The sequence below is a fragment of the Brevundimonas vesicularis genome, from assembly GCF_014204545.1.
In the GTDB taxonomy this organism is placed as follows: Bacteria; Pseudomonadota; Alphaproteobacteria; order Caulobacterales; family Caulobacteraceae; genus Brevundimonas; species Brevundimonas vesicularis_B.
The window spans coordinates 378,260-390,449 of record NZ_JACHLJ010000003.1; the positions used below are offsets into that span (position 1 = coordinate 378,260).

A 12,190-nucleotide genomic window follows, 5' to 3' on the forward strand; every position below is an offset into this window, starting at 1 on the left:
GGCGCTTGCCCGCCTCATACCTTCGGCGGCGGGCCGAACTTGCCGGACTGGTAGTCCTGGATCGCCTGGATGATCTCGTCGCGGGTGTTCATGACAAAGGGGCCGTGGCTGAAGACCGGCTCGCCGATGGGGTCGGCATGGCCTAGCAGCACCACGGCGTCGGTGGTCGCCGTGATCTGGACCGCATCGCCATCGGACAAAGCGGCGAGGTTCCATTGCGGCACGGGGGCGACAGCGACGGCGATCTCGCCCTTGACGCCATAGAGGAAGACGTTGCGGCCGGGGGCGATGGGCGTCTCGAACGTCGCGCCGGCGGGCAGGCGCACGACCGCCAGATGAATGTCGATCAGGGACTGGATCGGCGCCTTCACGCCCAGCCAGTCGCCGGAGACGGGCTCGACCGTGACGCCGGCGTCGGTGGTGAAGGTCGGGATGTCGGACTTCTGCAGGCCGATATAGTCCGGCTTGGTCATCTTCAGCCGCGAGGGCAGGTTCACCCACAGCTGCAGGATCTCCATCGGCCCGCCGTCGCGCTTGAAGTCGGCCGGAGACAGTTCGGCGTGGATCAGGCCCGAGCCGGCGGTCATCCACTGGATGCCGCCCGCCTTGATGATGCTCTCGCCGCCGCCGGAGTCGTTGTGGGCCAGTTCGCCGTCCAGAATGAAGGTGACGGTCTCGAACCCCCTGTGCGGGTGCGGGCCGAACGGCAGCCCGGCGTTGCCCGGCGCATAGGTCTGGGGCCCGTGGTGGTTCAGGAACAGGAAGGGATCGATCTGATCCACACCGGGGCCGGGCACCGGACGGCGGGTGGTCAGGTCGCCGATGTCGTCGCGATGGGCGGGGTGCAGGCTAAGGACGGAACGGGGCTGGGTCATTCGCTACATATAGGGTGGCGGATCGGCGCTGGCGAGATAAGGGGTGGCGAGATCAGCCTGGGCGGGTCGCCGTGATGGAACGGGCGCGGCCGTCCCGGATCCATTCGCCAGCCCAGCCGTCCGCCGCCGCATGCAGACGCAGTTCGCCTTCGGACAGGGGAATGACGACGACCTCGCCCTGGGTCGAGACCGGGCCGGCGAAGCCCGTTTGTTCGACCCCGGCGGGAGCATCCAGACTTCGCCAGGCGCCCTCGACCCGACGGCCCTCGCCTCGGTCAGTCAGGGATAGCGACAGCAAGGGCTTTCCGTCCGGCTGGGCGATGCGCCAGCGGCCGTCCAGCGGGCCCATCGCGGCTTCGGCGTCGATCGCGGCCTGGGCCACGCCCTGATCATAGGTCGTTTGGCTGTCGGAGGGGCTGAACTCATAGTCGCCGGCGTAGTCGTCGACCGCAACCGGGGCCGTCAGGGGACGGCGATGCAGGTCGGTCGCGGCGTCCCCCTCGGCCGTTTCGCGCCCGAAACGGGACGGCGACTGATAGGGGCGAACGGCCGGCGCGCGATAGGTCTCCGGCGTCGCGTCAAGAAGCCCGGTCGTCTGAATGGCGGGCTCCAGAGCGACGGCGGACATCAAGGCGAGCAGCAACATGAGCCCACCCTGCCAAATCGCCCGGCGCGTCGCCTAGCCATCGAACGGGCGCTGAACGCAATCGTGATCCGTCGTGATGGAACCGACGTAAACCGTACAATCGGTCGATCTGGGGGTCTGTGCGTTGACACCGGCCCCACAGGGTCACAAAAGCCTTCGCAACCGCACACGGCGATTGAATTCATTCGCTTTTGAGAACCATTCGCATGAACCAGCCCAACCCGACGCCGGGTGGCGCCTCAAGCGACCGGACGGGTCGCTTCGTCACTCAACCGAACGGACATATCGCGCCGCTTTCGCCCCACATGGGCGTCTGGCGCTGGCACGTCACCATGACGGCCTCCATTCTATTCCGCGCGACGATCATCGCCGCCACGGTCGGCGTGCTGTTCGTCCTGGCCTGGCTGGGCGCGCTGGCGTTCGGGCCCGAGGCGTTCCAGAGCGCGCTCGATCTGGCCGGATCGCCGCTGGGCCTGCTGGTCTTCTTCGGTCTGACGGTCGTGCTGTTCTCCTTCATCCTGAACGGTGCGCGTCACACCTACAATGACACCGGCAACGGTCTGACGGTGAAGTCGGCGACCGCGCTGTCGAACATCGCGGTGTGGGGGCCGATCCCGCTGGCCGTGCTGTTCTGGGTCGTGCTGTTCGCCACGGGGAGGGTTTCGCTGTGAGCGGTCAAACCAAAGTGAACGGGGCAAAGTTCAAGAACAACGTCAAGATTTCCGAGCGCCATGGCGCCGGCGAATGGCTGATCGAGCGCATCCTGCTGGTGGCGCTGCTGCCGCTGGGTCTGTGGGTCGCCTCGACCGGCTTCACCCTGGCGGGCGCCGGCTATGACGCGGCGATGGCCTGGTTCGCCAACCCGCTGAACGCCGCCCTGATGGCGATCACCGCGGTGATCTTCTTCGGCTACGTCAGCCTGGCCTGGAAAGTCATTCTGGAAGACTACGTGCCCAACGTTGGAACGCGCGGCCTTCTGGTCCTGCTGCTGAACGTCGTCTTCTTGGTGCTGGCCGCCGCCAGCGTCTTCTTCATCGTGCGGCTGGCGCTGGGTTCGGCGCCGCTGCCCGCTGGTTTCGGAGCCTGATTAACTGATGGCCGCTTACGAACTGATCGATCACGAATACGACGTCGTCGTCGTCGGCGCCGGGGGCTCGGGCCTTCGCGCTGCGCTCGGCGCCGCCCAGCAGGGGCTGAAGGTCGCCTGCGTGACCAAGGTCTTCCCCACCCGCTCGCACACCGTCGCGGCCCAGGGCGGCATCTCCGCCTCGCTCGGCAACATGGGCGAGGACAGCTGGCAATGGCACATGTACGACACCGTCAAGGGGTCGGACTGGCTGGGCGACCAGGACTCGATCGAATATCTGGTCCGCAACGCGCCCAAGGCCGTCTATGAACTGGAACACTGGGGCGTGCCCTTCTCGCGCACCGAGGAAGGCAAGATCTATCAGCGCGCCTTCGGCGGCATGACCCGCAACTTCGGCGAAGGCCCGGTGCAGCGCACCTGCGCCGCCGCCGACCGCACCGGCCACGCCATCCTGCACACCCTGTACGGCCAGTCAGTGCGTCGGGAAGTGAAGTTCTTCGTCGAATATTTCGCGCTGGACCTGATCATGCAGGACGGCGCCTGCACGGGCGTGACCGCACTTCAGCTCGACAACGGCCAACTGCACCAGTTCCGCGCCAAGATGGTGGTTCTGGCGACCGGCGGATACGGCCGCGCCTATTTCAGCGCCACCTCGGCCCACACCTGCACCGGCGACGGCAATGCGATGGTGCTGCGCGCCGGCCTGCCGTTGCAGGACATGGAGTTCGTGCAGTTCCACCCGACCGGCATCTATGGCGCCGGCTGCCTGATCACCGAGGGCGCACGGGGCGAGGGCGGTTATCTGACCAACTCGGAAGGCGAGCGCTTCATGGAGCGCTATGCGCCGACCGTGAAGGACCTGGCCCCGCGCGACATGGTCTCGCGCTCCATGACCATCGAAATCCGTGAAGGTCGCGGCGTGGGTCCGAACAAGGACCACATCTTCCTGCACCTGGACCACCTGGATCCGAAGATCCTGCACCAGCGCCTGCCGGGCATTTCGGAGTCGGCCAAGATCTTCGCCGGCGTGGATGTGACCAAGGAGCCGATCCCGGTCCTGCCGACCGTCCACTACAACATGGGCGGCATCCCCACGAACTATCACGGCGAAGTCCTGACGCTGCGCGACGGCAACCCCGACAGCGTGGTTCCGGGCCTGATGGCCGTGGGCGAGGCGGCATGCGTTTCGGTGCACGGCGCCAACCGCCTGGGCTCCAACTCCCTGACCGACCTGGTGGTGTTCGGCCGCGCCGTCGGCTTGCGCTGCGGTGAAGTCGTCGACAAGGCCTCGGCCGTGCCGTCGGCCTCCAAGAGCCAGACCGACCAGCACCTGGCCCGCCTGGACCGATTCCGCTACGCCGACGGCTCGACCCCGACCGCCGAGCTGCGTCTGTCGATGCAGCGCGCGATGCAGGCCGATGCGGCGGTGTTCCGCACCGGCGAGACCCTGCAGCAGGGCACCGACAAGCTGCGCGCCATCGAGGCGGCCGGCGCCGACATCAAGACCACCGATCGCGGCCTGATCTGGAATACGGACCTGGTCGAGACTCTGGAATACGACAACCTGATCGCCCAGGCGATGGTGACGATCGAGGGCGGCCTAAACCGCACGGAATCGCGCGGCGCCCACGCCCGCGAAGACTATCCCGATCGCGACGACGTCAACTGGATGAAGCACACCCTGGCGTGGAAGCGTCCGGGCGAGCAGGTCCAGATCGATTATCGTCCGGTCCACAACTACACCATGTCCGACGACATCGCGTATATCGAACCGAAGGCGCGGGTTTACTAAGATGGTCCAGCTTACTCTCCCCAGAGGCTCCAAGCCGACGACCGGCAAGGTCCACAAGGCCGCGCCGGGTTCCAAGGACGTCAAGACCTACAAGGTCTATCGCTACGATCCGGAGACCGACGCCGATCCGCGATGGGACACCTATGAGGTGCCGACCGGCGACCACGGCCCGATGCTGCTGGACGCCCTGATCCACATCAAGAACACCATCGATCCGACCCTGTCGTTCCGGCGCTCGTGCCGCGAGGGCATCTGCGGCTCGTGCTCGATGAACATCGACGGGCGCAACGCCTTGGCCTGCACCAAGGGCTGGGACGAATGCGCGTCCAACAACATCACCATCTCCCCCCTGCCCCACCAGCCGGTGGTCAAGGACCTGGTGACGGACCTGAGCCTGTTCTACGCCCAGTACGACTCGATCCAGCCGTATCTGCAATCGGACGAACCGGATCCCGAGAAGGAACGTCTGCAGACCCCGGCCGAGCGCGAGAAGCTGGACGGCCTGTATGAGTGCATCCTGTGCGCCTGCTGCTCGACCTCGTGCCCCAGCTACTGGTGGAACCAGGAAGAGTACCTGGGCCCGGCGGCGCTGCTGCAATCCTATCGCTGGATTTCCGACAGCCGCGACGACGCGACCCAGAAGCGTCTGGACGACCTGGAAGACCCGTTCAAACTGTATCGCTGCCACACGATCATGAACTGCGCCCAGGTCTGCCCCAAGGGTCTGAACCCGGCCAAGGCCATCGCCGAGACCAAGAAGCTGATGGTCGCGCCGAGCCGCAAGAAGGCGGCCTGATTTAGAAACCCCCGGAGCACCGCTCCGGGGGTCTTTTTGTTGTCGTCTAATCGGCCAGCTTGAGCCCGCAGTGGGCGGCGAAATGACGAAAGTCGGAATCGCCGGAGATCAACGGAATTCCCGCATCAATGCAGGACTGGGCGATCAGGGCGTCGGCCAACCGCGCCTTGAGACCGCGCATCGCGAGCGCGCGGCGATTGAGCGCCGCCCTTTCCCAATAGCCGTCGATCACCGGCACGAGCGGCGCCGCGCCCAACAGCGCGTCGAGATCGCTTTCAGGCGACGGGGCGGACAGCAGTTCCGTCAGAACCAGCGGCGGCAGCACCAGCCGCTCGTCGCGAAGGGCGCGGCGAACCGCCGGTCGTGCGGGTCCATCGAAGCCGTGCAGAAAATGCAGGACCGCGCTGGTGTCGGCGGCGATCAAACCGACCGATCCGATCCATCCAGCAACCGATCCTGGCGCAGGTCGTCGAGATCGACCTCCAATGGCGCGCGGCCTTCCAGGGCCAGCATGCGACGGCTCCAGTCCGAATGCGCCAGGGTTTCGAGCGCCCGACGCAGGGTTTCCGTCACGCCCTGGCCCGTCGCATCCTGAGCCGCCGCCAGGAGGCGGGCGGGCAGGATGGCGGTGATCTTGCGCATGTCGTTCATGCGTCGATAATGCCATATTCAGATGCTGGCGCCAACTTACGGCCTTGCGCCCGCGCGCCGGCTTGATATGAGCGGGCCATGGCCAGCATCACCTATATCGAGCATGACGGAACCGAGCACGTCGTCGACGTGAAGCCGGGGCTGAGCGTCATGGAAGGCGCGATCCGCAACAATGTGCCGGGCATCGACGCGGATTGCGGCGGGGCCTGCGCCTGCGCCACCTGCCATGTCTATGTCGATGAAGCCTGGCGCGAAGCGACGGGCAAGCCCAGCGCCATGGAAGAGTCGATGCTGGACTTCGCCGAAGAGGTCGAGCCAAACAGCCGCCTGTCGTGCCAGATCCGGGTCTCGGATGCGCTGAGCGGCCTGGTCGTGCGGTTGCCGCAGAACCAGCACTGAAATGGGCGATCCGGGGCTGATCGAGAGGATCGGCCGCTGGATTGACCATTGGATCGGGGAGGCCGACCCGGCCGGACCGCCGCCGATCCTGGGGATCGCGGGGTCGCAAGGGTGTGGGAAATCCACCCTGGCGCATGAGGTCGCCCAGCGGTTCGGCGGGGCGACCCTGTCTCTGGACGACGTCTATCTGACCAAGGCGGAACGGGCCGATCTGGCGGGGCGGGTGCATCCGCTGTTCGCCACGCGCGGGTCGCCTGGCACGCATGACCTGGGTTTGCTGCATCGGCTTTTGGACCGGCTTTCGCGTGCGGGTCCGGACGACCGGACGCCGCTGCCCCGTTTCGACAAGCTGGCCGACGACCGGGCGCCCGAGGCGGACTGGACCGTCGTGCAGGGGCGGCCGAGCGTGATCGTGCTGGAGGGGTGGTGCCTGGGGGCGACGGCGCAGGCGGCGACAGCCCTGGTCACGCCGATCAATGCGCTGGAAGCCGCGCAGGATGCGGATGGCCTGTGGCGGGGCGCGGTCAACGCGGCACTGGCGCGGGACTATGGGCCGCTGCACGCGTGGCTCGACGCCCTGATCTTCCTGAAGGCGCCGTCGTTCGATGTCGTGCTGGACTGGCGCTGCGAACAGGAGGCGGGGCTGATGAAGCGCGACGCCGTACCGCCTGAGCGACGCGCGGCCCTGGCGGTCTTCGTCCAGCACTATGAGCGACTGACCCGGCACATGATCGAAGGCGGCGTCGCCGCCGATCTGATCGTCGATCTGGACCGGGATCGTCGGATTGTGGGTCTGGAGGGCGCGGATTTCCTCGCGGCGACAGGGGGCGTGGCGCCGGAGCCGGCCTCGCGCGTTATGCAACCATGAGCCTGTTTGGATCAAAGCCCGCCGCCACGGACGACAGACGGTCGGCGACGCGTCGGCCGGCCAATGCGCGCGGCGTCGTCTGCGCGCCCGGCGTGGAGACGGCCTGCCTGATCATCGATCTGTCAGAAGGCGGCATGAAGGTTTGGCTGGACCGCGGGGCCGCCCTGCCGCGCGAGGTGGTGGTGGTCGATGTCGAGCAAGCCGTGGCCTATCCTGCGACCGTCGTTTGGCAGAGGACGAACGAGGCGGGCTTGAGACAGACCGGCGCCAAATCCCTGCGCGGCCTGGCGCCCGCCCGGCTGGTCGGAGCGCGCGAGGCCTGGCTGAGGGCCGGGGGTCGCTAGAGCCCGGCTGGCATGGATCCGGCGTTGATGGCGATGCGGCCCACCAGACCCTTGACGATCAGGTCGAGCGCCGAACCCTCGCGGTAGTCGGCGGCGGCGACGAAGTTCACCCGGTCCTCGGAGATCAGGGAATAGACCTTCTTCTGATCCTTCTCGTTCGAGCGTGGATCATAGACGGCGATGGAGAAGCCGCCCTTGGTGTGCATCATCTTCATGGTCGGCACGTCGGTGTCGCCGTCGCCGATGAAGATCATCCGATCAAAGGGCACGGCGCGCTCGTCGTCGGGGATGAAGTGGTTGATCCGCTCGTGCTCCCAGTGGTTCTTCACCCCCTTGTTGATGCGGAACAGATACTGGGTCTTGGTGGTGTAGTTGACGCCGACGGCCGGCCAGGCCGCCTCGCCCTTGTCGTCATAGACATAGTGGGAGGCGAAGACGTGGGTCAGGGCGGGGCGGATCGGCGTGCCGTCGATCATCTCCTCCAGCCCGGCGGAGATGATGTAATGCTCGATCTCCAGCCCGTATTTGGCCCCGAAGGCGTTCATCCGGTCGAACCAGCTGAGGTCCTTCAGCCCCTCGAACAGGGCCACCGCCTCGCCGTGCTGGCGCAGGGTCTCGCGCGTCACCGGGGCGCCGTTCTGACGCGCGTGATGCAGCATCAGCTGCATATACATCAGGATGCCGTCGCCGTCGGCGTCCTTGGTCAGGCGCTCGGCCTCTTCCCAGAAGGCGCCGATACCCATGCCGACGGAGGGGATGAAGGACACCTCCTGCATATTGCCGCGCGCCAGGGTGCCGTCGAAATCATAGATCAGGGCAGTCTTCAGCAGCGGGGTCTTGGGTTCGGCCGTATCGGACATGGGGACGAGATCCTTGGTGGAACCCGCCCTCTATATCAGCCCGCCGCGCCCGTCGATTGGCGTCGCTGGCCGAAGGTGGGCGCCGCCGCCTTCTGCTCGGCCCAATAGTCGGCGCCCGTCGTCGGCTTGAACATGGTGCGCGGCGACCCGTTGCGGGCCACCACGGCGAAGGTGTTGGTCGAGGCCTGATAGATCAGGGTGTCGCCGTTGGGCCGTTTGACGGTCTCGGCGTCGCGCGGAGGCTTTGTCGTGAAAGCCGTGACCTTGGTCAGATAATCCTCGGCCGAGCGTGCGCCGAAGTCTGCGCCGTTGCGGTCGTAGAGACGCGCGACCTTGGCGTCGACGGTTTCGCGCCGATTGGCGGTCAGGACGGGTTTCTCCTGAGGCGTCGCAGCCTCTTCGCTTGCCGTCGGCATGGACGTCAGGGCGACGGGTTCGGCGCTCGCCGTCCTTTCCCGCGTCTCAACCGCCGAGCTGTTGTCGCAGCCGCCAAGTCCCAGCAGACCGCTCAGGACCAGCGCGGCCCCTCCCCTCGTCAGCATTCTCATTCTTCCCTCCAGATACCCGCTGTACGCGACGAAAGCACAACTTTATTGTTCGTGCAATGTTCTCGTCTCGACGGCGTCACGCGCGGCGGCTAGACCGTGGGCATGGACACTCGCCCCCTTTCGAACCGCAAGATCCTGCTGATCGTGGGCGGCGGCATCGCGGCCTATAAGGCGCTGGAGCTGGTGAGGCTGATCGCTAAGGCGGGCGGGCAGACGCGGGTGATCCTGACGGAGTCAGGAGCCGAATTCGTCACGCCCCTGTCGCTGGCGGCGCTGAGCGGTCATCCGGTGCGGTCGGGCCTGTTCCACCCGGACGACGAGACCAGCATGGGCCATATCGAGCTGTCGCGCTGGGCCGATCTTGTGGTGGTGGCGCCGGCGACGGCGGGGCTGATCGCCAAGGCGGCGAACGGGCTGGCCGACGACCTGGCCTCGACCACCCTGATCGCCACGGACAAGCGGGTGCTGTTGGCGCCGGCGATGAATGTGCGGATGTGGGAGCATCCGGCGGTGCAGGCCAATATGGAGCGATTGAAGGCCTTTCCGGGCTTCCACGGCGTGGCGGTGGTGGGGCCGGACGACGGCGAGATGGCCTGCGGCGAATACGGACCGGGGCGCATGGCGGAACCCGCCGCGATCCTGGAGGCCATTGAAGGTCTGCTGGCGGGTGTGGCGGGGCGACCGCTGGCCGGGCGTAAGGCGGTGGTCACCGCCGGGCCGACCTTCGAACCGATCGACCCGGTGCGGGGCTTGACCAATCGCTCCAGCGGCAAACAGGGCTACGCCATCGCCGCCGCCCTGGCCGAACTGGGGGCCGAGGTGACGCTGGTGTCGGGGCCGACGGCGTTGGCCGCCCCGATCGGCGTGACGCGGATCGATGTGGAGAGCGCGCTGGAGATGCAAGCGGCGACGCAGAGCGCCCTTCCCGCCGACATCGCCGTGCTGTCGGCCGCCGTCGCCGACTGGCGCGTCGACACCATCGCCGGCGGCAAGATCAAGAAGGGACCGGGCGGCCCGCCGACCCTGGCCCTGATCGAGAACCCCGACATCCTGGCCGGCGTCGCCGCGCCCGGTCCGAACCGCCCGGCCCTGGTCATCGGTTTCGCCGCCGAGACGACGGACCTGGAGGCCAATGCGCGCGCCAAGCTGTCGCGAAAGGGCTGCGACTGGATCCTGGGCAACGACGTGTCCGACGACGTGTTCGGATCGGACGGCAACGCCGTGCTGCTGGTCACCGCCGATCGGACCGAGACCTGGCCGCGCCAGTCCAAGACCGCCATCGCCCGGGCCGTCGCCGTCCGCATCGCCGATCATTTCAAGGCCCCCGAATGACCGAGACCCCGATCCAGATCCTGCGCCTGCCGCATTCCGAAGGCCTTCCCCTCCCCGCCTATGAGACGGCCGGGTCGGCGGGCATGGACCTGCGCGCCGCCGTGCCCGAGGATCAGCCTATGACCCTGGCGCCGGGTCAGCGGGCCCTTGTGCCCACTGGGCTGAAGATCGCCCTGCCGCTGGGGTATGAGGCCCAGGTGCGGGCGCGCTCGGGACTGGCTTTGAAACACGGCATCATCTGCCCCAATGCGCCGGGCACCATCGACAGCGACTATCGCGGCGAGTGCGGCGTGATCCTGGCCAACATCGGCGCCGAACCCTTCGTCATCCGCCGCGGCGAGCGCATCGCCCAGTTGGTGATCGCCCGACATGAGCGGGCGGACTGGGTTGAGGTCGAGACGCTGGACGAGACCGCACGCGGGACCGGCGGTTTCGGATCGACGGGGCGCTGACGCCCTAAACCAGCGGCGCGGTCGGCTGGATGAGGCTGGCCTTTCGGCGGATGTGTTCGCGCCAGGCGGTGTAGAGGCCGCTGGAGGCGATCAGGGCGGCGCCGGCCAGGGTGGTGAGAGTGGGCGTCGCGGCCATCAGCCACCAGCCGAAGACGATGGCGCCGACGATCTGGAGATAGTCGAAGGGCGCGACCACGGCGACCGGGGCCTTTTGCAGCGAGGCGGTCATGAACAGCTGGGCCAGGCCGCCGGCGATGCCCGATCCGATCAGCAGGCCGAAGGTGCCGAGCGCGTGCCAATGGCCGACGAAGGGGAGCAGGATCGCCCCCACGACCGAACAGGCGGCGAAGAACCAGAAGACGATGGCGGCGACGTGTTCGGTGTCGCGCAGCTGGCGCAGGGTGATGGTGACGCCGGCCGTCAGCACCGCCCCGATCAAGGCGAAGGCCACGCCCGCCAGCGGCACCGAATGGCCGACGCCCGGCCGCATGACGACGATCACGCCGATGAAGCCGACAGCGACGGCGGCCCAGCGGCGCGGGCCGACCGCCTCCTTCAGCACGAAGAAGGACAGGATGGTGGCGAAGATCGGAGCGGTGAAGCTGAGGGTCGTCGCGTCGGCGAGAGGCAGCAGCGTCAGCGTCTGGAACAGGCACAGGATGGCCGCGACGCCCAGGGCGCTGCGTCCCAGATGAGCCAGGGGGCGGCGCGTCGACAGGGCCGAGAGGCCGCCCGGCTGGGTCAGCACCCAGGCCAGCACCACCGGCAGGCCGAAGAAGGCGCGGTAGAACAGCATTTCCAGCGCCGCGACGCCATCCTGCGACGCCACCTTCAACGTCGCCGTCATGATCGAAAAACAGCCGGCGGCGGCGATGCGCAGAAGAATGCCGCGGACGACATCCTCGCCCGCGGCTTTCGATGGATCAGGCGAAGGCCGCGCGGCGGCGACCATGTCGCGCGCTTAGGCCTGGCCGGTTTCGACCGGCTGCTGGGCGATCTGCTGCTGGCGCGCGATGTAGATGGCGGCGAAGTCGATGGGGTCCAGCTGGAACGGGGGGTAGAAGCCGCCGTCGGCCGTGGCGCCCGAGATGATCTCGCGCGCAAACGGGAACAGGTAGCGCGGGCATTCGATCAGCAGCAGTGGCTCGATGTCCTGCTCCTGGACATTGGCCAGCTGGAACAGGCCGCCGTAAACCAGTTCGACGTGGAAGACGGGCTGGTTCTCGTGCGTCGCCTTGATCGACAGCTTCAGGTCCAGTTCGAACAGGCCGTCGGGGCGGCCCTGGGCGGCCATTTCGACGCCGAGGTCGATCGAGGGCTTGCCGTCGATGCGCAGGGATTCCGGGGCGCGCGGGTTCTCGAACGAGAAGTCGCGAACGTATTGCGCCAGGATGCGGAAGCCGGGACCAGCGGGCTGACCCTGTTGGGCGTCGCCTTGCTGGGGCTGTTCGGCGGGAGGAGCGGCGTCGGTCATGAAACGGTCTTTGGCGCAGTTTGGGGCCGATGAGGCCGGAATGAGGCGCGCCGACTACCATGCCGG

General features: G+C 67.4%; 17 protein-coding genes. 9 read left to right on the forward strand and 8 right to left on the reverse strand.

What is annotated here, in order from left to right:
* Positions 1 to 14: 14 nt before the first annotated feature.
* Entirely contained in the window at positions 15 to 875 is an 861-nt protein-coding gene (locus HNP47_RS13595) for a pirin family protein (protein WP_184279941.1), read from the reverse strand.
* Positions 876 to 927: 52 nt separating this feature from the next.
* Positions 928 to 1,521 carry a hypothetical protein gene (locus tag HNP47_RS13600; protein WP_184279942.1) on the reverse strand — a complete coding sequence of 198 codons (594 nt, stop codon included), beginning with the start codon at positions 1,519 to 1,521 and terminating at the stop codon, positions 928 to 930.
* Between the two features lie 206 nt (positions 1,522 to 1,727).
* Between HNP47_RS13600 and sdhC the strand changes: the two genes are divergently transcribed.
* From sdhC to HNP47_RS13620, 4 genes are read left to right on the forward strand one after another with little or no spacing between them, the layout of a single operon-like run.
* Positions 1,728 to 2,192 (forward strand): succinate dehydrogenase, cytochrome b556 subunit, encoded by a 465-nt coding sequence (sdhC, locus tag HNP47_RS13605; protein WP_017506653.1) that lies wholly within the window; start codon positions 1,728 to 1,730, stop codon positions 2,190 to 2,192.
* On the forward strand, positions 2,189 to 2,608 hold the full coding sequence (gene sdhD, locus HNP47_RS13610) for a succinate dehydrogenase, hydrophobic membrane anchor protein (RefSeq protein ID WP_311770079.1): 420 nt from the start codon (positions 2,189 to 2,191) through the stop codon (positions 2,606 to 2,608). Before sdhC ends, sdhD begins: the two co-directional genes overlap by 4 nt.
* A gap of 7 nt (positions 2,609 to 2,615) precedes the next feature.
* The gene (gene sdhA, locus HNP47_RS13615; protein WP_055809722.1) at positions 2,616 to 4,400 is read left to right on the forward strand and encodes a succinate dehydrogenase flavoprotein subunit; all 1,785 of its coding nucleotides are present in this window, start codon (positions 2,616 to 2,618) and stop codon (positions 4,398 to 4,400) included.
* Between the two features lies 1 nt (position 4,401).
* Positions 4,402 to 5,196 carry a succinate dehydrogenase iron-sulfur subunit gene (locus HNP47_RS13620; RefSeq protein ID WP_055755116.1) on the forward strand — a complete coding sequence of 265 codons (795 nt, stop codon included), beginning with the start codon at positions 4,402 to 4,404 and terminating at the stop codon, positions 5,194 to 5,196.
* Between the two features lie 46 nt (positions 5,197 to 5,242).
* Here the strand turns inward: HNP47_RS13620 and HNP47_RS13625 are convergent, their stop codons facing one another.
* Both HNP47_RS13625 and HNP47_RS13630 read right to left on the reverse strand, forming a co-directional pair.
* The gene (locus tag HNP47_RS13625) at positions 5,243 to 5,620 is read right to left on the reverse strand and encodes a PIN domain-containing protein (protein WP_184279943.1); all 378 of its coding nucleotides are present in this window, start codon (positions 5,618 to 5,620) and stop codon (positions 5,243 to 5,245) included.
* Positions 5,617 to 5,838 (reverse strand): hypothetical protein, encoded by a 222-nt coding sequence (locus HNP47_RS13630; RefSeq protein WP_184279944.1) that lies wholly within the window; start codon positions 5,836 to 5,838, stop codon positions 5,617 to 5,619. The genes HNP47_RS13625 and HNP47_RS13630 overlap by 4 nt, the downstream gene beginning before the upstream one ends.
* Positions 5,839 to 5,925: 87 nt before the next feature.
* Here HNP47_RS13630 and HNP47_RS13635 point away from each other — a divergent pair, with 87 nt between their 5' ends.
* From HNP47_RS13635 to HNP47_RS13645, 3 genes are read left to right on the forward strand one after another with little or no spacing between them, the layout of a single operon-like run.
* Positions 5,926 to 6,246: a 2Fe-2S iron-sulfur cluster-binding protein gene (locus tag HNP47_RS13635; protein WP_135194274.1), complete on the forward strand. Its 321-nt coding sequence runs from the start codon at positions 5,926 to 5,928 to the stop codon at positions 6,244 to 6,246.
* Position 6,247: 1 nt separating this feature from the next.
* A complete protein-coding gene (locus HNP47_RS13640; protein WP_184279945.1) occupies positions 6,248 to 7,114 on the forward strand; it encodes a kinase in 867 nt (288 codons plus the stop codon).
* The gene (locus HNP47_RS13645) at positions 7,111 to 7,458 is read left to right on the forward strand and encodes a PilZ domain-containing protein (RefSeq protein ID WP_184279946.1); all 348 of its coding nucleotides are present in this window, start codon (positions 7,111 to 7,113) and stop codon (positions 7,456 to 7,458) included. The genes HNP47_RS13640 and HNP47_RS13645 overlap by 4 nt, the downstream gene beginning before the upstream one ends.
* Here HNP47_RS13645 and HNP47_RS13650 read toward each other — a convergent pair.
* Both HNP47_RS13650 and HNP47_RS13655 read right to left on the reverse strand, forming a co-directional pair.
* Entirely contained in the window at positions 7,455 to 8,318 is an 864-nt protein-coding gene (locus tag HNP47_RS13650) for an HAD family hydrolase (protein ID WP_184279947.1), read from the reverse strand. The two genes, HNP47_RS13645 and HNP47_RS13650, sit on opposite strands and share 4 nt — an antisense overlap.
* Positions 8,319 to 8,353: 35 nt before the next feature.
* Positions 8,354 to 8,860: an S-type pyocin family protein gene (locus HNP47_RS13655; protein WP_221415123.1), complete on the reverse strand. Its 507-nt coding sequence runs from the start codon at positions 8,858 to 8,860 to the stop codon at positions 8,354 to 8,356.
* 108 nt (positions 8,861 to 8,968) lie between these two features.
* Between HNP47_RS13655 and coaBC the strand changes: the two genes are divergently transcribed.
* Entirely contained in the window at positions 8,969 to 10,198 is a 1,230-nt protein-coding gene (coaBC, locus tag HNP47_RS13660; protein ID WP_184279949.1) for a bifunctional phosphopantothenoylcysteine decarboxylase/phosphopantothenate--cysteine ligase CoaBC, read from the forward strand.
* The gene (gene dut, locus HNP47_RS13665) at positions 10,195 to 10,650 is read left to right on the forward strand and encodes a dUTP diphosphatase (protein WP_174086830.1); all 456 of its coding nucleotides are present in this window, start codon (positions 10,195 to 10,197) and stop codon (positions 10,648 to 10,650) included. Before coaBC ends, dut begins: the two co-directional genes overlap by 4 nt.
* Positions 10,651 to 10,654: 4 nt before the next feature.
* Here dut and HNP47_RS13670 read toward each other — a convergent pair whose 3' ends face one another.
* Both HNP47_RS13670 and secB read right to left on the reverse strand, forming a co-directional pair.
* Positions 10,655 to 11,602, reverse strand: coding sequence for a DMT family transporter (locus tag HNP47_RS13670; protein WP_184279950.1), 948 nt, complete (start codon positions 11,600 to 11,602; stop codon positions 10,655 to 10,657).
* Positions 11,603 to 11,611: 9 nt separating this feature from the next.
* Positions 11,612 to 12,124, reverse strand: coding sequence for a protein-export chaperone SecB (gene secB / locus HNP47_RS13675; protein WP_184279951.1), 513 nt, complete (start codon positions 12,122 to 12,124; stop codon positions 11,612 to 11,614).
* Positions 12,125 to 12,190 lie beyond the last annotated feature (66 nt).

Coding starts and splice junctions, on each gene's coding strand:
- HNP47_RS13595 (WP_184279941.1), bottom strand. CDS start 875: ATGACCCAGCCCCGTTCCGTCCTTAGCCTGCACCCCGCCCATCGCGAC.
- HNP47_RS13600 (WP_184279942.1), bottom strand. CDS start 1,521: ATGTTGCTGCTCGCCTTGATGTCCGCCGTCGCTCTGGAGCCCGCCATT.
- sdhC (WP_017506653.1), top strand. CDS start 1,728: ATGAACCAGCCCAACCCGACGCCGGGTGGCGCCTCAAGCGACCGGACG.
- sdhA (WP_055809722.1), top strand. CDS start 2,616: ATGGCCGCTTACGAACTGATCGATCACGAATACGACGTCGTCGTCGTC.
- HNP47_RS13620 (WP_055755116.1), top strand. CDS start 4,402: ATGGTCCAGCTTACTCTCCCCAGAGGCTCCAAGCCGACGACCGGCAAG.
- HNP47_RS13630 (WP_184279944.1), bottom strand. CDS start 5,838: ATGCGCAAGATCACCGCCATCCTGCCCGCCCGCCTCCTGGCGGCGGCT.
- HNP47_RS13635 (WP_135194274.1), top strand. CDS start 5,926: ATGGCCAGCATCACCTATATCGAGCATGACGGAACCGAGCACGTCGTC.
- HNP47_RS13640 (WP_184279945.1), top strand. CDS start 6,248: ATGGGCGATCCGGGGCTGATCGAGAGGATCGGCCGCTGGATTGACCAT.
- HNP47_RS13645 (WP_184279946.1), top strand. CDS start 7,111: ATGAGCCTGTTTGGATCAAAGCCCGCCGCCACGGACGACAGACGGTCG.
- HNP47_RS13650 (WP_184279947.1), bottom strand. CDS start 8,318: ATGTCCGATACGGCCGAACCCAAGACCCCGCTGCTGAAGACTGCCCTG.
- HNP47_RS13655 (WP_221415123.1), bottom strand. CDS start 8,860: ATGCTGACGAGGGGAGGGGCCGCGCTGGTCCTGAGCGGTCTGCTGGGA.
- coaBC (WP_184279949.1), top strand. CDS start 8,969: ATGGACACTCGCCCCCTTTCGAACCGCAAGATCCTGCTGATCGTGGGC.
- dut (WP_174086830.1), top strand. CDS start 10,195: ATGACCGAGACCCCGATCCAGATCCTGCGCCTGCCGCATTCCGAAGGC.
- HNP47_RS13670 (WP_184279950.1), bottom strand. CDS start 11,602: ATGGTCGCCGCCGCGCGGCCTTCGCCTGATCCATCGAAAGCCGCGGGC.
- secB (WP_184279951.1), bottom strand. CDS start 12,124: ATGACCGACGCCGCTCCTCCCGCCGAACAGCCCCAGCAAGGCGACGCC.